Origin of the sequence: Allorhizobium sonneratiae (genome assembly GCF_023700755.1) — a bacterium.
GTDB lineage: Bacteria > Pseudomonadota > Alphaproteobacteria > Rhizobiales > Rhizobiaceae > Allorhizobium > Allorhizobium sonneratiae.
Genome location: NZ_JAMKOJ010000003.1, coordinates 346,383 through 362,833, shown reverse-complemented (window position 1 = coordinate 362,833; position 16,451 = coordinate 346,383). Strand labels below are relative to the sequence as shown.

Annotated in this window: 16 protein-coding genes and 1 tRNA gene; 6 read left to right on the top strand and 11 right to left on the bottom strand. The window is 55.9% G+C overall.

The annotated features are described in order from the left end of the window. The first annotated feature begins 18 nt into the window (after positions 1-18). From NAC44_RS07340 to NAC44_RS07330, 3 genes are read left to right on the top strand one after another with little or no spacing between them, the layout of a single operon-like run. Complete coding sequence (locus NAC44_RS07340) at positions 19-1,575, top strand: undecaprenyl-phosphate glucose phosphotransferase (RefSeq protein ID WP_250939649.1); 1,557 nt, start codon at positions 19-21, stop codon at positions 1,573-1,575. After that, a complete protein-coding gene (locus tag NAC44_RS07335) occupies positions 1,572-2,831 on the top strand; it encodes an O-antigen ligase family protein (RefSeq protein ID WP_250939647.1) in 1,260 nt (419 codons plus the stop codon). Before NAC44_RS07340 ends, NAC44_RS07335 begins: the two co-directional genes overlap by 4 nt. Next, a complete protein-coding gene (locus NAC44_RS07330) occupies positions 2,824-4,095 on the top strand; it encodes a glycosyltransferase (RefSeq protein WP_250939628.1) in 1,272 nt (423 codons plus the stop codon). The genes NAC44_RS07335 and NAC44_RS07330 overlap by 8 nt, the downstream gene beginning before the upstream one ends. Positions 4,096-4,296: 201 nt before the next feature. On the opposite strand, the gene NAC44_RS07325 is transcribed toward NAC44_RS07330, so the two are convergent. The 3 genes from NAC44_RS07325 to NAC44_RS07315 form a co-directional block, all read right to left on the bottom strand. Next, positions 4,297-4,446 (bottom strand): hypothetical protein, encoded by a 150-nt coding sequence (locus tag NAC44_RS07325; protein WP_250939626.1) that lies wholly within the window; start codon positions 4,444-4,446, stop codon positions 4,297-4,299. Between the two features lie 293 nt (positions 4,447-4,739). Next, positions 4,740-5,753: an extracellular catalytic domain type 1 short-chain-length polyhydroxyalkanoate depolymerase gene (locus NAC44_RS07320; protein ID WP_250939624.1), complete on the bottom strand. Its 1,014-nt coding sequence runs from the start codon at positions 5,751-5,753 to the stop codon at positions 4,740-4,742. A 371-nt stretch (positions 5,754-6,124) separates the two neighbouring features. Next, entirely contained in the window at positions 6,125-6,835 is a 711-nt protein-coding gene (locus tag NAC44_RS07315) for a helix-turn-helix transcriptional regulator (RefSeq protein ID WP_250939623.1), read from the bottom strand. A gap of 376 nt (positions 6,836-7,211) precedes the next feature. On the opposite strand from NAC44_RS07315, the gene NAC44_RS07310 reads away from it, so the two are divergent. Further along, a complete protein-coding gene (locus NAC44_RS07310; RefSeq protein ID WP_250939621.1) occupies positions 7,212-7,349 on the top strand; it encodes a hypothetical protein in 138 nt (45 codons plus the stop codon). 32 nt (positions 7,350-7,381) lie between these two features. Here the strand turns inward: NAC44_RS07310 and NAC44_RS07305 are convergent. Then, positions 7,382-7,458: transfer RNA gene (locus NAC44_RS07305), tRNA-Pro, on the bottom strand. 675 nt (positions 7,459-8,133) lie between these two features. Between NAC44_RS07305 and NAC44_RS07300 the strand changes: the two genes are divergently transcribed. Next, positions 8,134-8,379, top strand: coding sequence for a DUF982 domain-containing protein (locus NAC44_RS07300; protein WP_250939616.1), 246 nt, complete (start codon positions 8,134-8,136; stop codon positions 8,377-8,379). Positions 8,380-8,462: 83 nt separating this feature from the next. Here NAC44_RS07300 and NAC44_RS07295 read toward each other — a convergent pair whose 3' ends face one another. The 6 genes from NAC44_RS07295 to NAC44_RS07270 form a co-directional block, all read right to left on the bottom strand. Beyond that, a complete protein-coding gene (locus NAC44_RS07295; protein ID WP_250939922.1) occupies positions 8,463-8,993 on the bottom strand; it encodes a MerR family transcriptional regulator in 531 nt (176 codons plus the stop codon). Between the two features lie 168 nt (positions 8,994-9,161). After that, on the bottom strand, positions 9,162-9,491 hold the full coding sequence (locus NAC44_RS07290; RefSeq protein ID WP_250939615.1) for an integration host factor subunit alpha: 330 nt from the start codon (positions 9,489-9,491) through the stop codon (positions 9,162-9,164). Positions 9,492-9,693: 202 nt separating this feature from the next. Continuing rightward, the gene (locus NAC44_RS07285) at positions 9,694-10,665 is read right to left on the bottom strand and encodes a beta-ketoacyl-ACP synthase III (protein ID WP_250939614.1); all 972 of its coding nucleotides are present in this window, start codon (positions 10,663-10,665) and stop codon (positions 9,694-9,696) included. Between the two features lie 15 nt (positions 10,666-10,680). Further along, a complete protein-coding gene (plsX, locus tag NAC44_RS07280; RefSeq protein ID WP_250939613.1) occupies positions 10,681-11,727 on the bottom strand; it encodes a phosphate acyltransferase PlsX in 1,047 nt (348 codons plus the stop codon). A gap of 204 nt (positions 11,728-11,931) precedes the next feature. Then, on the bottom strand, positions 11,932-12,486 hold the full coding sequence (locus NAC44_RS07275) for a YceD family protein (RefSeq protein ID WP_250939921.1): 555 nt from the start codon (positions 12,484-12,486) through the stop codon (positions 11,932-11,934). Then, positions 12,473-13,030: a ubiquinol-cytochrome C chaperone family protein gene (locus NAC44_RS07270; protein WP_250939612.1), complete on the bottom strand. Its 558-nt coding sequence runs from the start codon at positions 13,028-13,030 to the stop codon at positions 12,473-12,475. Before NAC44_RS07270 ends, NAC44_RS07275 begins: the two co-directional genes overlap by 14 nt. 613 nt (positions 13,031-13,643) lie before the next feature. Between NAC44_RS07270 and NAC44_RS07265 the strand changes: the two genes are divergently transcribed. Then, the gene (locus NAC44_RS07265; protein ID WP_250939611.1) at positions 13,644-14,168 is read left to right on the top strand and encodes an outer membrane protein assembly factor BamE; all 525 of its coding nucleotides are present in this window, start codon (positions 13,644-13,646) and stop codon (positions 14,166-14,168) included. Positions 14,169-14,216: 48 nt separating this feature from the next. On the opposite strand, the gene NAC44_RS07260 is transcribed toward NAC44_RS07265, so the two are convergent. Further along, positions 14,217-16,355 (bottom strand): sodium-translocating pyrophosphatase, encoded by a 2,139-nt coding sequence (locus tag NAC44_RS07260; protein WP_250939610.1) that lies wholly within the window; start codon positions 16,353-16,355, stop codon positions 14,217-14,219. Positions 16,356-16,451: the final 96 nt, after the last annotated feature.

Below are 16,451 nucleotides of genomic sequence, written 5' to 3'. Positions count from 1 at the left end.
GCAAAATGGATTGCGATGATGAGATCGGTCGACTCTTTGGATGAAGCAAAGTTGCGTCGAAAACCTGGACAGGGTGAAGCGGATGCGGGGCCACGTACGGCAAAATCGCCGTCGGAGGCTGGGCTTGAACTGTCGCCTCTGGCACAGCGCGTAGCCGAGCAGTTGCGCCATGCCAACCGCTCTCCCAATATCTTCATCGGCCAATTGGCCATGCTGGAATGGACCTCTTTGCTGGCACTCAGCTTCGGCGCTTACGACCTTGTGCCTTCCGCAAGCACTCAAGGGTTTCTCGCTTATGCCGTCTTCGCCGGAGCCGGTCTCCTCAGCTTTCTCTTTGCCGGACATTTTGCCGACAGCTATCAGATCAACATGTTGCGGCACAGCCGCCGCTCGTTGAAACGTGCTTTCGCCAGCCTGATCCTCTGCTTTGCCATTATGCTCGTGACCATCGTGGTCTGGAACAGTCCTGCCGCCGCTTACCAGTGGCTTGGCATATGGTTCGTCTTCGGCGGCATGTTCCTGCTGATCGAACGTTACACCGTATCGCGCGCCATCCGCCGCTGGACCCGCAATGGTATTATTGAGCGCCGTGCCGTCATTGTCGGCGGCGGCGATCCGGCCAAGACACTGATCCGCACACTGGAAGCGCAGGAGGATGGCGATATCCGCATTTGCGGTATTTTCGACGATCGCCAGGACCGGCGCTCTCCCAACATGGTCGCCGGTTATCCCAAGCTCGGCACCGTTGCCGAACTGGTAACCTTTGCCCGCGAGACGCGGATCGACATGCTGATCATCGCCTTGCCGCTTTCGGCTGAAGCCCGTATTCTGGAACTGGTGAAAAAGCTCTGGATCCTGCCGGTGGACATCCGTCTGGCCGCACACTCCAACAGTCTGCGCTTTCGCCCCCGCGCCTATTCCCATGTGGGCGACATGGCCATGCTTGACCTTGTCGATAAGCCGATCCGGGACTGGGATGCCGTTGCCAAACGGATTTTTGATCTTGTCTTCACCCTGATCGCGCTTTTCCTGCTCTGGCCGGTGATGCTGGTGACAGCGATTGCCGTCAAGGCGACGTCCAAGGGTCCGGTCCTCTTCGTGCAGAAGCGACACGGCTTCAACAACGAGATCATCAATGTGCTCAAATTCCGGTCCATGTATACGGAGATGAGCGATCCGACCGCCCGTCTTGCCGTGACCAAGAACGATCCGCGTGTCACCCCTGTCGGTCGGTTCATCCGCAAGACCTCAATCGATGAATTGCCACAGCTTTTCAATGTCCTGAAAGGCGACCTTTCGCTTGTCGGCCCGCGCCCTCATGCGGTTCTCGCCCAGACCCATAACCGGCTCTACAAGGACATCGTCGAGAGCTATTTTGCCCGCCACCGGGTCAAGCCCGGTGTCACCGGCTGGGCACAGGTCAACGGATGGCGCGGCGAGATCGATCATGACGACAAGATCAGAAACCGCACGGCCTGCGACCTCTATTATATCGAAAACTGGTCCCTGCTGCTGGACCTGAAAATCCTGTTCATGACGCCTTTCAGTCTCTTCAACATGGAAAATGCCTATTGAGCGCTGCGCTGACCCAGTCTGCCGGACCTGTGTTTCGTCCCGGCCTTGCCGCCCTGCGCCTCAGCGGATCGGCCATGCTGTGGCTTGGCGTTTTTCTACTGGGCTTCGTCTTCATGGAGCCTGCACCCTATGAATTGTTCATGGCGGTGCAGATGCCGCTCTGGTTTTTGCTGGGGCTGAGGATTTCCCGGCGCACGGCGCCGCTTGCCGCCCTGCTCCTGCTGTTCAACATCGGCGGACTGATGTCACTGACAGTGATGGACGATCTCGATGTCGGCCCCTTTTATATCATGGTATCGACCTTTCTCGGCCTGACGGCGATATTTTATGCCGCCATGATCGAAGCCCGGCCGGAGCGGCTGCGTCTGATTTTCAAGGCCTGGACCATGGCGGCGGTGGCCACCGCCATTCTCGGTATTCTCGGCTATTTCCATGCTTTTCCGGGAGCCGCCGTCTTTACCCGCTATGACCGGGCCATGGGTGCATTTCAGGACCCGAACGTCTTTGGCCCGTTTCTCATCGCGCCGGCGCTTTATCTGATGCACGGTCTCTTGACGGGACGCCTGATCGAGGCTCCCTGGCGCATTCTTGGTCTTTTGATCATCGCCTTCGGTGTTTTCCTGTCCTTTTCCCGTGCAGCCTGGGCACTGTTTGTCTTTGCCACGGTCATGATGGTGCTCCTGCTGCTCATTCAGAAACGCAGCAGTGCCTTTCGGCTGAAAATTCTGACGCTCTCACTGATCGCCGCCGTGATGATCGTCATCAGCCTCGTCATTGCCCTGCAGGTGCCGAAGGTCAGCGCGCTGTTTGCCCAACGCAGCCATCTTGAACAATCCTACGATAGCGGCCATCTCGGACGCTTCGAGCGGCACACGCTCGGCTTCATGATGTCGATGGAGCGTCCGCTCGGCATAGGTCCCATGGTGTTCAGCAAGATCTTTCCCGAAGATGAGCATAATATCTGGTTGAAATCATTGACCACCTATGGCTGGCTCGGATTTGTCTGCTACCTTTCGCTCATGCTCTGGACACTCGCCTTCGGCTTTCGCTGTCTGCTGCATGACCGCCCCTGGCAGCCCTATCTGATGATTGCCTGGATCGTGCTGCTTGGTCACGCAGCGATTGGCGATGTTATCGATATCGATCACTGGCGCCATATGTATCTGCTTTTCGGCATCCTGTGGGGATGTCGCGCCCTCGAACACAACTGGACCCGCCACGCGCGGGAAAATGCATTGGCAGGCTTTCATGGATAACGTCGTGTCACAACCGGAGAAGGGGTCGCGCCGCCCTTTGCGTCTTCTGGAAGTTCTGGAGCCCAGTGGCGGTGGCTCCGGGCGTCACTTTGTCGATCTGTGCGCCGGACTTGCCGAACGCGGTCATAAAGTCACCGCCGTCTATTCTCCCGTGCGTGCCGAAAGGCGTTTCATCGAGGAATTATCACGCCTGCCGCTGGAAAAGACCCTGTCGCTGACAATGCGCCGGGCGGTAGGGCCCTGGGATCTCTCCGCCTGTCTGGCCATGCGACGGCTGATCGAGCGGGAGGGTCCTTTCGACCTCATTCACGGACACAGTTCCAAAGCGGGCGCCCTGACCCGGCTGGCGGCAATTGGCACCGGCATTCCGGTCGTCTATACGCCCCACGCTTTCCGCACCATGGACCCGTTGCTCAGCCGCCGCGGTGCTCTCGTTTATGGCGGTATCGAGCGTTTTCTCGGCAACCGGCTCAGCAAAGGGCTGATCTGTGTTTCCGGCGATGAATATAACCACGCCCTCACACTCGGCATGGCCGAAGACAGACTGTTTACGGTCGTCAATGGTGTCGCCTATCCACCATCCGGCGAGCGGTCCGAATTGCGAAGAAGGCTCGGCCTTGCCTCCCAGCACATTGTCTTTGGCTATATCGGTCGGCTCTGCTCGCAAAAAGCGCCGGAACGGCTGGTGGAAGCCTTTGCCAGCATTGCGCTTGCCATGCCGCGCGCACGGCTGATCATGATTGGCGACGGTGAACTGCACTCTTCGTTGCAACAGCAGATCGACGGACTAAGACTGTCAGACCGCATCCAGATTCGCAGCGATATTGCCGGACAGGACGCCATTCAGCTCTTCGATATTCTGGTCGCGCCCAGCCGCTATGAAGCCATGTCCTATGTGATGCTTGAAGCCGCTGCGGGCGGCCTGCCGCTCATTCTCACCGATATTGGCGGCGCGCGCGTGGTTCTGACCCACGATGTCAACGGATTACTGATCCCCAATACCGACGATCCCGGTCCCTTGGCCGACGCCCTTCTTGCGTTCGACAATCCCCTCACCCGCACCCGTCTGACTGCCGGTGCGCTGATGCATCGTCACGGTTACCGCATTGATACAATGGTGGATGAGACCATCGCAGTATATCATCACTGCCTTGGAACGCAGCCTGAGGTGACGAAACAGACCGTTGCGACCGCAGCACCCGTAACCGACGAGATCGCCGATCCGCCCGAAACAATGACACCACTTTCGCTCAGCGGACCTTAGAGCACCGTGCCGAAAATCGAAATCGGCACGGTGCTCTCAGATTTTCTTTCGGCATCGGGTTTTTCCGAAAACCGTTTCCCACTTTTCCTGGAACTGCTCTAAGTACAACAAAAGCGCTCCGATGTCATATCGACGCGCTTTGGTTGATGTCATGTATGAAGAACCGGATCGCAAACCGACATACACTTTTCTGTATCTGCTTTATTTCTTCTCTACCGAAACACCATTCTGCCCAATGCTGAGTTCAACGCCCTTCGGTTTGGTTTGCTCGTGATAAATATAATCGCCAAGGCCAATGACAACCACAACCAGCGCCCCGATCACAAGATAAAGTCCGTTCGTTCTACTCATGGCACCCTCACATAAACTTGACTATTCAAGAAATGTGCGACGGAGATATTTGTTCCCGATCTTCATGATGGTTTATGAGCACGATCAAACCAGCTTGCTGCTCATAAACGTGCGGGGAGGATAAAACAGATTTTAACCTACAGCGCCATGCGCCCAATATGGCGCACAAAACTCGCTGCGATACGTTTCATCTGCTGCATCATTGTCACCTTCAATCCTACCCGATTAAAGGAATGATGCAGGAGATTCAGGGCCTGCTGGCAATGTGCAAATCTGTTTCAGCTGCATTCTGGTCAGCGCGATGTCAAACCCCAGTCTTGCGCCAGAAACGCGGGCAAATGCAACGGTGCCGGCAACATGAAGGGAAGATCTTCCCCCTTCCCCGGCAGCACCGGCAGTCCGTGCTCCATGCCATCGATCAGCATGAATTCCACTTTTGATTTGCCACTTCTGTTAGCCCAGACTCTGGACGTCAGCGTTCCGCGTTGAACTGTTTCCTCGCGCTCGCGATCAAGCCCATGCACCGCCAGCCACTGCGTGAGCAAAGCCAAAGCATTGTCGCCATGCACGACGCTATCGTCACTTCCCTGCACGATCGTTACGTCTGGCCAGCGCTGCGGAGCTTCCGGTACAGATTTTTCCACCAGATCGGCAAGGTCCTGTGTGGTTTTATGCGTGCCGCTATGCATGACATTCAAGGCGGTCATGGCATCGCGGGCGCATCCGACCGGAAGGCCAGCAACAATTGCACCGCTGCGAAATTTCTCGGGATAAGCCGCGAGCATGGCCGCCGCCATTGCCCCGCCAGCAGATAGTCCCATGATATGAACCGATGCTTCATTCAGCTCATGAGTTTCGATCATCAGATCGATCATCTGTCGGATCGATCCTGCTTCACCTCTGTCGCGCGCCACAGCACTTGGCCGAAACCAGTTGAAACAGCCATTGGCATTGTTGGAGGGGCGCTGTTCCGGGTAAAGCAATGCAAATTTGTGGCGACGCGCCAACGCGCTCCAGCCGCTGCCGCGATCAAACTCTTCAGCCGTCTGTCCGCAACCGTGCAGAACCACGACCAGCGGCGCTCCTTTTTTCAGTCCTTCAGGCACATAAGACAGCATTTTCAAATGGCCAGCATTGGTGCCAAATTCCAGGGTTTCCGTGAGTGCCGGACGGGCAATGACGGCCTGCTTGCGTCCCTGCGGTAAGGCAGTCTGAAAATTATCATCGACAAAATCGACGAGCGCTTTCTGCCATTTTTTTTGCTGGCGCAGCACCGTTGCGATAGAATTCCGCGGTGTCATTCTCATGGTTCAGCCTTCCCGGCGCCTGATCGCCCATTCATATGGCAAATGCCATAGTCATATTGCCTGCATTCCCTGCAGTTGCGCCTGAATGCTCGTGTCACTCTGCCTTATGCGCATGACCCGTTGTCTGGTTCATGCTGCATTGCACCCGTAACTATAGGGCAAAGACGACCATTTATCGACCGGCGGTTCTATTGGGAATGGTCAAAGCCATCAAATATCTTTTAAGCTATAGAAATAAATTTATCGCTGCATGGAAAACAATTGGGACTGGGCTGGAACATCACCTAAAAACCCTTAAAAATCAAAGGTCCTTCTCAGCGTGTCACTGAGGCGGCATTTTCAACTTTTTCAAACCGGCCCCAAAAAAATGTTCATAGCGGATAGATCAGCCTGAGCGCAACAGCCTTGGCCACAGCTTGAATCATCGTTCTGCACCGCAACTTGTACCGGGCCGAATTAAGATAAGACCGGGCGGTATAGCTGGAAATTCCCAGCAGTTCGGCAAGCTCGCGCTGATCCTTGCCTCTGCAAAGCCATTGAAGGCACTCTGTCTCCCGTCTTGTCAATTGCGGCCTTTGCTCATCCTGGGCAAACACCTCCTCCAGAGCCCGCCTGTGCAGAGCCATAGCCATATCCTGCCAAGCCTCCGCTCGCTGAGCAACACAGGCTGCCCATGCATCGCCTTCAAGATGCGCGTTGAGCGACACCATCGCCAGAAGTTCGCTCTCATCCACAACCGGAATCGTATAACCATTCGGCCCGAGGCCGTATTCAATAGCTTCTGCAAAGAGGGAGACACCCTGAGGGTTAGCTGCAGCCTCTTGCCAGTCGAACGGCTCCTGACGTTGAAGCCCGGTCAGAACCACCTTGTCGACAGCAATATATCCCCTGTTCAGATAATGCGCGCACCAGTCGGGCGGATAATTACTGCGAATGAATGGAACATCCAGAACAGGTACAATATTGCGGACAAGATGATATGTAACAAAATCAACGCCGCTAGCCTCGCGCATGAGACATAACGCAGCATCAAGATCACTTGCTGTCTCAATATCATGTATTAATGAGAAAATATCCGACATAGCCTTGTTCGTTTCAATAGATTTCAAAATCTAATTCATCTAAACTTATACCAGAAGCTGGCACCTGTAATATGTTGAATATTCAAAACAAGCCGACCATAGCCTATCCATGCTTTCTTAACATTTAGCCACTGCACGGCAATCCTTGATTTTCAGGGGAACGGGCCTGATTTTCAAAAAATGAATTTTAACGAAAAAGACCGTTTATATGGTGGGGCTTAAAACCATCAAAAACCGGCTCCAATAGAGCCATGTCCCGAGAAACCTGCCAAAAGCATGTCGCGTTTTATTGTCCTCAATAAAACGAGAACCTACATGCGAGAAAAAAGAGGGTAAAGCAGGTTGACTGAGGATGACAAGCCACAACATGCTTTGGATGAAACGCATTGCCGAAGCCATCTTGCTTTCTGAAAACAACGCAATCACAGGATCAGGGACTATATCTGCTTTTTTGTTTTACCGAGGCAATATTGAGATAAGAAGCACATCTGCAAAAATAATTGAAACAGCTTGATCACTTATCTGGGGCTAAGTGATTGTTTTAAATGGTCGGGGCGGCGGGATTCGAACCCACGACCCCTTGACCCCCAGTCAAGTGCGCTACCGGGCTGCGCTACGCCCCGACCAGCTCTACTGCCATCCTTCTTAAATCGGTTAAGATCCAAGCAGAAAATTATCCAGCACATTTAAAGTGTTACAGCATTTTACAGGCTTTTTATAACACCCGATGCTGCAAGAGCAAGGATCACTTAGAGTTTTTGGTTTTCAAGCGCAAGGGGAAAATGAAGCGGGAGAAGAAAAAACCCGCTTTCCACAGAAGGCCAAAGCGTCGGGTTCTGATCGGAGACGAACTCACGCTCCAGCTCCTTTTATGGCGCATCGCGTTCGCGAAAACCGATGTCTGTTTGCGCCCTATGCCGTAAAGACTTCCACCCTGCTTTGCAGCAGATGAAGGCAAATGGCCCTAAAGTTGCATCATGTTTCCGGCCCTCGCTCTAACCCTGCAATATCACCAGGAAACAAGATGTGCGCCTACTGCATCATTCCTTCAATCGGGTGAGATTTAAGGTGAAAATGATGCAGCACTTTTCAATGTTTCACGGAAAGATTGAAACGCTCTCGCTCCTTGTTCTGATGCATTTCCGAACGGAAAACCGCTACGCCCTTTTCTCGGGACAAAGCGCCAGAAACGGGGTGCCATTGCGCATGAATAAGACCGGGTTGGGCGCAATCACACAGCTTACTTTTCGATGGAACTTCCCGCTGATTCAGACGTTCTCAGCCGCGGAGAATGACATATGATCAATGACAAGACTTTTGAACGCCCTTTGACTTTCACCATCAGCGGTACGCATCATAAGGTGGCCTCTCTTCGGGAAGCCGCCTGGCTTCTGGCAGACTGCTGGCCAGATTTTTCCTGTGCCACCTTTCGCCGCGCTCTGGCAGCCTGCGGGGCTGCACTTGAAGGCAAGCGCTCCGTCAGCTATGCCCGGCGCGCCCTCATTCTGGCGGCCCACAAGGCACAGGTCGCGTTTTCATCCTGATTGAAACCGGCTGGAGACTCCAGTTTAGCGCAATTTCAGCAAAAGTGTAACAGTGAGAGCGTTTCCGTGAAACAGCAAACGCTTTAACGCACCTGATCCAGAAGGCGCTTGCATTCCAAAAGATCGAACAGGGTTTCCTGCAAGAGGGCCCTGTCTTCCTTGCTCACGGAGATCTTGCCGAGCGAGACATCCGGCAACACATCATCACCGCCACCGAAGCTGAAAAACCGGTTGGTCTGACGGCTTTTGCCGTGACCCGTGGCATCCTCATCAAAGGAAACGCGCGGCTCACCGTCATGGCCCTGCCCAGCCGCCACGATGGCCTCCAGCGTTGCGGCATCACCTGAGGCGATGGCCATGACGAATTTGTTGCCATTGGTTTTCAGGAGCTTCTGAACGCCCTTGATCGTATAGCCATGGTCGTAAAGCAGATAGCGGATGCCCTTGAGCAGTTCGACATCATCTGGCCGATAATAGCGTCGGCCACCGCCGCGCTTCAACGGCTTGATCTGCGGAAACCGGGTCTCCCAGAAGCGCAGGACATGCTGTGGCAGATCCAGTTCATCCGCCACCTCGCTGATGGTGCGAAACGCATCGGGACTTTTATCCAAAATCGAGGCTCCCAGGTCGAGAATCAGTTATGCTGATTGCTACAATATCGGTCGTTTTATCAAACGAACAACGTTGTATGCAACTCATCATATTTCATCGGCTTACGGGATTTTTTTAAACTTTTCCTGCACAGCTGGCGCAGCACGCAGACAATGCCTGCAGACAAGACCTCAGGACGCGGACTTCTGCTTGGCCTTGCGCGCCAGATGCGAGCGCAAAATCCGCTGTTTCAAGACATTTGAGGCCTTGAAGGTCATGACCTTGCGCGGAGAAATCGGCACTTCCTCGCCTGTTTTCGGATTTCGACCGATCCGCTCATTCTTGCTGCGCACATGAAAGGTGGCGAAGGAAGACAATTTCACACTCTCGCCACGCACGATGGCGTTGCAGATTTCATCAATGACCGTTTCCACCAACTCGGCCGACTCCGTGCGTGAAAGCCCAACCTTGCGAAATACCGATTCCGCCAAATCTGCGCGAGTAACCGTCTTTCCAGCCATGAAATGTCCACCTGATTGTGAATATCGATTTTGCCATCCAACAGACAAGTGTCAATTGCCTCATCCGGCATATTGTTCACGCGTGCCATGTTTTCTGTCGATCCGGCAAAGCTGCATGACTGCCCTGCCGAATATTCATATATCACCCTATTGCCGTACCGGCTTGCGGTCAAGCACTGTTAACGACTTGTTTCTGCAACAACTACCACCGCAGCAGCACCGCCCCCCAGGTAAAGCCGCCACCCATGGCGTCCACCATGACGATATCGCCCTTCTTGATCCGCCCGTCAGCAACAGCGGCAGAGAGCGCAAGCGGAATGGAGGCCGCAGAGGTATTGCCGTGCTGATCGACGGTCACGACCACCTTGTCCATGGGAATGGAGAGTTTTTTCGCTGCCCCATCGATGATGCGCAGATTGGCCTGATGCGGCACCAGCCAGTCGAGATCGTCAGCACTCATCCCCGTATCGGCAAAACACTGCTCCACCACATCGGTGATCATGCCGACGGCATGTTTGAACACTTCGCGGCCTTCCATCCTCAGATGACCGATCGTGCCGGTGGTGGACACGCCGCCATCGACATAGAGCTTGTCCTTGTGTGCACCGTCGGAGCGCAGACAGGAAGCCAGGATACCGCGATCCTGCGCCGTGCCATCCCCTTCTTCGGCCTCCAGTACCAGAGCCCCTGCCCCGTCACCAAAAAGCACACAGGTTGTGCGGTCCTTCCAGTCGAGCAGACGGGAGAAGGTTTCCGCCCCGATCACCAGAATGCGCCGGGCCTGACCGCCTCGGATGTAGAGATCCGCTGTCGTCAGGGCATAGACAAAACCGCTGCAGACGGCCTGCATGTCGAAGGCAAAGCCATGGCTCATGCCCAGCCGGTTCTGGATATTGACCGCCGTCGAGGGAAAGGTGTTGTCGGGTGTCGATGTGGCACAGATGATCATGTCGATATCATCCGGGGAAAGACCTGCCATCGCCAGAGCGGCCTTGGCTGCTTCGGCTCCGAGAGATGCGGATGTTTCCCCCTCGCCGGCGATATAACGCTGGCGAATGCCGGTCCGCTGCACGATCCAGTCATCGGAGGTCTCGACCAGCGTTTCCAGCTCGCGGTTACTCACTACACGTTTGGGAAGCGACGACCCAATACCGCGCACCACTGAACGAATCATGTTTCTATCCTTTGCTCACGCAGCTTCCGGCCCGGCACTGCTGGGCAGGCGCGCATGATAATGTTTCAAATCATTTTTAATTTTCTCAGTCAAACCATTGCGCACCATATCATAGCCCACTTCCACGGCAGCGGCGAATCCCTCCGCGTCCGTTCCCCCATGGCTCTTGATGACGATGCCGTTCAGACCGAGAAAGACACCGCCATTGACCTTGCGGGGGTCCATCTTTTCCCTCAGTGCATTGAAGGCGCCGCGCGCGAAGATATAGCCGATGCGTGACAGGAGGCTGCGTGACATGGCAGCCCTCAGATAGGTTGCGATCTGCCGTGCTGTGCCTTCCGCCGCCTTCAGCGCGATATTGCCGGTAAATCCTTCGGTCACCACCACATCGACCGTGCCCTTGCCGAGATCGTCGCCCTCGACGAAACCGGAATAAGTCATCGTGTCGAGATCGGCTTCGCGCAGGCGTCGCCCGGCCTCGCGCACCTCTTCCTGACCCTTGACCTCTTCAACGCCGACATTGAGCAGGCCGATGGTGGGACGCGCCACATCGAAGAGCGCCCGCGCCATGGCGCCGCCCATGACGGCAAAATCGGTGAGCTGCTTGGCGTCGGCGCCGATGGTGGCACCAATGTCCAGCACAATGCTTTCGCCCTTCAGCGTCGGCCAGATTCCGGCAATGGCAGGCCTTTCGATATTGTCCATCGTACGCAGGCAGAACTTGGCCATAGCCATCAGCGCGCCGGTATTTCCGGCAGAAACGGCGACGTCGGCATGGCCTTCCTTGACCGCTTCGATTGCGCGCCACATGGACGACACATGACGACCGCGGCGCAGCGCCTGGCTCGGCTTTTCATCCATGGAGATGGCCACGTCACAGGGATGGAAAACGCATTTATCCTTAAGCTTAGGATATTTTGCCAGGAGCGGTTCGCATCTTTCTGGCTGGCCAAAAACCAGGAAGCTTATCTCCGGATGTCGTTCCAGCGCTCTGGCAGCGCCCGGAATCACGACTTCGGGACCGAAATCGCCCCCCATGAGATCGAGAGAAATCCTGACCACGCGCCCTTTTTCCTTCTTTTTTCTTCGCAGACCTGACCTTGCACTGGTTCTGCAGGCTCAGGGTATTTGCATCCAGCAGGCAGGCATAAAACCGCTTGTCGTGTTCATACCGCGTCCAACTGGACACGATTTTCGTCAAAATACCGTTTTTGCAATAGCAGACAACAGCTTTCACAGGTCTCATCCATGCCGGACCCTGCCTGCTCAGTCTTTTTTCCAGTCTTTTAAGGCGGCAAATGGCGACGGGCGTATGACGTTATCGCTTTCCTCCTTGGGTCCGGTAAATTCCACGCCCGGTTTGCGCGGATAGGGATCGATGGCGAGCGCTGCAAATTCGCAGACCAGCGCACCCGCATCGATCGTATCGCCGTTGAACAGGTCCGGTATGTCCGGTCCTTCCGGGTCGAGCACCATTTCTCCATTACCGTCCAGCACGATGCGGGCGAGCTTCGAGCCTTCCGGCACGAAAACCTGCTCCACCCGCTCATCAATCATGGTCCTGACCGGCTCCAGCGTCACGACGCAGGCCTGCTCGATTTCAGCCTTGACCTCACCCTTGATCCGCACGCCATCCTTTTTCCAGCGCGCAACATGAAGATCGGCTTTTAGCCAGACAACGTCCAGCACCTTCCAGAGTTTCGCCAGTCCCTTCAACTCTTCGGCATCAGCCTCCAGATGCACCTGAACCGGATTGGCGGAAATATTGCCGACCTTGACCGGAAAGGAAAACGGCACAGCCTCAAGATCATGTGATTTCATCATCGTCCTTATCCTCCGGCAGTGGAAAGACAATCTGTCCCGCCGCCAGCATCTCATGCGTCATCGCGCCTGCCGCAGCCTCTGCGGCCATGGCCCAGGCCGCAAGCTGCTCCATATCCGGCGGATTATGACGCTCGGGGTGTATATTGCGTTTCAGGGCGACTGCAAGCCCCCCTTTGTTTTCAAGGTCGAGTGCCTGGCCATAGCTTTCAAGACGTCCGTAAAACATTCCCGCCAGTTTTTTCATACGTTTGGGCACAGATTGATCGCCAACGCCAAGCTCGCGGATGGAATGATCGATATCCTGGAAAAAGGCATCAATGATCTCCTGCGCCAGTCCCTCTCCCTGCGGCCCCGACGTTCTTGCAGCGCGAAGATAAAGAATCATCACCAGCGACAGCATCTCAAAACGGCCCATCACTGTATCCGGCACATGGCCTTGCCGATAAAAACCGGGATGACGCGCCACTTCCGTCAAGTGCCGATATTGCCGGTCAACAATGCGACGGTTGCTGTTCTTTCGCTCGAAGAAGCCGAAGATCATGATCTGGTCACGCCCTGCACATAAGCGCCTTGCGCGATCAGGGATAGGCTCTCTTCCTGCATCGTGTCACTCCTCAAACCACTGGGCTGTTGCAGTCTAAAAGCACGGTTAGGCTTATAAGCCTGCGCCAAAGTGCCTTAAATCTTTGTTTTGTCGCATGTCCGTTATCGTTTCCTTGAGAACAAGGAAACGAGACACGCCTAAACTTCGCAACAGGATTTCATCGAAAAGCCGTTCATTCCTTTTCGGCACTCTTGCACTGTCGATATTGTATGATAGTCAAAGCTGGTTTACCGAAGCATGGATGAAATGCAATGTCATTTCGTGATGAGCCATCCGCTGCGGCATCCGCGCGGTCTTGAAAAACGAAAGACTGGCAAAACAAGGTCCTGATCCGGGACGGGGCAATGGCGTTTTGGCGCAGAGACAGAAAAAGCGCCCCGTTCAGAAATTGTGTTGCGGCTCCCCGGAATGGCCACAATGGTGTGAACAACACTTGCCCTGATGGCGGGTGTGCGCGCATGGATCGTGGTGTGCGGTCCGCTTGCGGGTCAGGTTTGGCACGCGCGGATCAACAGGGTGGCAAGGCCGTAAACGGTTGGGCAGAAGGCATATGGGAGACACATCTTTGAAAACAGGGCATTTCCGCAGGAAGACTGGGTTTGCCGGTGCTGTGGCCGTGGCGCTTCTGGCCGCAACGGCCGGGCTTTCCGGCTGCACCACGGGTGAGGTTTTTCACAACGGCTATATCGTCGATCCGCAAGCGCTTGCGCTCGTTCCCGTCGGGGCCAGCCGCGAGCAGGTGCTGCTGTCGCTCGGCACGCCGTCCACAACCGCCACATTCGATGGGGAAGTGTTTTATTATATCTCCCAAACGCGAAAGCGGCCCTTTGCCTTCATGAAGCAGCAGATCGTCGATCAGCATGTTCTGGCGATCTATTTTGGTAAGGACGGCACCGTGGTGCGCCGCGCCAATTATACGCTGAAGGACGGCAAGGTGTTCGACATGGTCTCGCGGACCACGCCAACAGGTGGCAAGGACATGACCTTCCTGCAACAGGTTCTGTCCGGCGGTGGCGGCGCGGCCAACAGCATCAAGAGCATGCTGCAAAACAGCAATGGCGGCGGCGGCATGTAATGTTTTACAGGGCCGCCTGATATCTCAGGCGGCCCTGTCCGTTTCTTCTCATCCGGCCAGAACAGCCAGCAGAAGCAACGCCACGATATTGGTGATCTTAATCGCCGGATTGACCGCAGGTCCTGCCGTATCCTTATAGGGATCGCCCACCGTATCGCCGGTGACGGACGCCTTGTGGGCATCCGAACCCTTCATATGGCGTGTGCCGTCCTTGTCGACAAAACCATCCTCGAAGCTTTTCTTGGCGTTGTCCCAGGCACCGCCGCCCGAGGTCATGGAAATCGCCACGAAAAGCCCGTTGACAATAACACCCAAGAGCGATGCCCCCAGGGCGGCAAAGGCGGATGCCTTGGAGCCTGACACCAGCAAAACACCGAAATAGACGACGAGCGGGGCCAGCACCGGCAGAAGCGACGGCAGGATCATTTCCCGGATCGCCGCTTTCGTCAGCATATCGACGGCTCGGCCATAATCAGGCCTGTCCCTGCCCTGCATGATACCGGGTTTTTCGCGAAACTGTCGGCGCACCTCCTCAACGATCGATCCCGCCGCCCGCCCGACCGCCGTCATGGCAATACCGCCGAAGAGATAGGGGATGAGACCGCCAAAAATCAGCCCGGCCACCACATAGGGATTGGAAAGGCTGAAGGAAATCTCGCCGATCCCGGCGAAATAGGGATAGCGGTCGCCATTGGCGGCAAAGAATTGCAGGTCGTTAGAGTAGGCCGCAAACAGCACCAGCGCGCCGAGCCCGGCCGAACCGATGGCATAACCCTTGGTGACGGCCTTGGTGGTGTTGCCCACTGCATCAAGCGCGTCGGTGGATTTGCGCACATCCGGGTCGAGACCGGCCATTTCGGCAATGCCCCCGGCATTGTCAGTCACAGGGCCAAAGGCGTCGAGCGCCACGATCATGCCCGCCAGCCCCAGCATGGTGGTAACGGCAATGGCCGTGCCAAAAAGGCCGGCCAACTGATAGGTGGCGATGATGCCACCGACGATGACCAGCGCTGGCAGCGCGGTTGACTCAAGGGAAACTGCCAGCCCCTGGATGACATTGGTGCCGTGACCGGTGACCGAGGCCTGCGCAATGGAATTGACCGGACGTTTGTTGGTTCCGGTATAGTATTCGGTGATCACCACGATCAATGCCGTGACCACAAGGCCGAGAATGCCGCAGATGAAGAGATTGCCGCCGGTGATCGTCTGACCGTGTACCGCGCCGATCGCACCCCAACCGACGGTGACGCTGGTGGCCAGGGCAAGCCCGACGATGGATAACAGGCCGGTGACGATCAGCCCCTTATAGAGGGCACCCATGATGGTGCCGTTGATGCCCAACCGGACGAAGAAGGTTCCGGCAATCGAAGTGAGAATGCAGGCCCCGCAAATGGCCAGCGGATAAAGCATGGCGTTTTCCAACCCGGTACTGCCAGCAAAGAAAATCGAAGCCAGAACCATGGTGGCAACGACCGACACGGCATAGGTCTCGAACAGGTCGGCGGCCATGCCGGCGCAATCGCCAACATTGTCACCGACATTGTCGGCAATGGTGGCCGGGTTGCGCGGATCGTCTTCGGGAATGCCCGCCTCGACCTTGCCGACCAGATCGCCACCGACATCGGCCCCTTTGGTGAAGATGCCGCCGCCAAGCCGGGCAAAAATGGAAATCAGCGATGCGCCGAAACCAAGCGCCACCAGTGCGTCGATCACCTCGCGCGATCCGCTCTCATGGCCGAGACCGAGCGTGAGCACGGCGAAATAGACGGAGACGCCGAGAAGGGCCAGACCTGCCACCAACATGCCGGTGATTGCGCCGGATTTGAAGGCGATATCAAGCCCCGCCGAAAGCCCGAGAGCCGAGGCCTGAGCGGTACGGACATTGGCGCGCACCGAGACATGCATGCCGATGAAACCGGCCGAACCGGACAGCACCGCTCCGATCAGAAAACCAATGGCGGCTTCTGCCGACAAGAGAAACCAGGTGAGGACAAACACCACAACGCCAACCATGGCGATGGTGAGATATTGCCGCGCCAGATAAGCCTGCGCGCCCTCCCGGATAAAGCCTGCGATTTCGCGCATACGCGGCGTGCCCTGATCGGCCGCCAGCACCGAGCGTGTGGCCCAGATGGCATAGGCCACCGACATCAACCCGCACACAATGACACCCAACAAAACTGCCATTCCAACGCCTCCCTTTTTTGGAGCGTTCGGCTCAATGCGGGTGATCCGGGAAGGGATGACCTCATACGGACACACCCTGCGTCGAGGAACGCTCTC

Bases quoted from the DNA above. Each gene is read 5' to 3' on its own strand.
- NAC44_RS07340 (WP_250939649.1), top strand. From the start codon at position 19: ATGAGATCGGTCGACTCTTTGGATGAAGCAAAGTTGCGTCGAAAACCT.
- NAC44_RS07330 (WP_250939628.1), top strand. From the start codon at position 2,824: ATGGATAACGTCGTGTCACAACCGGAGAAGGGGTCGCGCCGCCCTTTG.
- NAC44_RS07325 (WP_250939626.1), bottom strand. From the start codon at position 4,446: ATGAGTAGAACGAACGGACTTTATCTTGTGATCGGGGCGCTGGTTGTG.
- NAC44_RS07320 (WP_250939624.1), bottom strand. From the start codon at position 5,753: ATGAGAATGACACCGCGGAATTCTATCGCAACGGTGCTGCGCCAGCAA.
- NAC44_RS07315 (WP_250939623.1), bottom strand. From the start codon at position 6,835: ATGTCGGATATTTTCTCATTAATACATGATATTGAGACAGCAAGTGAT.
- NAC44_RS07310 (WP_250939621.1), top strand. From the start codon at position 7,212: ATGAAACGCATTGCCGAAGCCATCTTGCTTTCTGAAAACAACGCAATC.
- NAC44_RS07300 (WP_250939616.1), top strand. From the start codon at position 8,134: ATGATCAATGACAAGACTTTTGAACGCCCTTTGACTTTCACCATCAGC.
- NAC44_RS07290 (WP_250939615.1), bottom strand. From the start codon at position 9,491: ATGGCTGGAAAGACGGTTACTCGCGCAGATTTGGCGGAATCGGTATTT.
- NAC44_RS07285 (WP_250939614.1), bottom strand. From the start codon at position 10,665: ATGATTCGTTCAGTGGTGCGCGGTATTGGGTCGTCGCTTCCCAAACGT.
- NAC44_RS07275 (WP_250939921.1), bottom strand. From the start codon at position 12,486: ATGAAATCACATGATCTTGAGGCTGTGCCGTTTTCCTTTCCGGTCAAG.
- NAC44_RS07270 (WP_250939612.1), bottom strand. From the start codon at position 13,030: ATGATCTTCGGCTTCTTCGAGCGAAAGAACAGCAACCGTCGCATTGTT.
- NAC44_RS07265 (WP_250939611.1), top strand. From the start codon at position 13,644: ATGGGAGACACATCTTTGAAAACAGGGCATTTCCGCAGGAAGACTGGG.
- NAC44_RS07260 (WP_250939610.1), bottom strand. From the start codon at position 16,355: ATGGCAGTTTTGTTGGGTGTCATTGTGTGCGGGTTGATGTCGGTGGCC.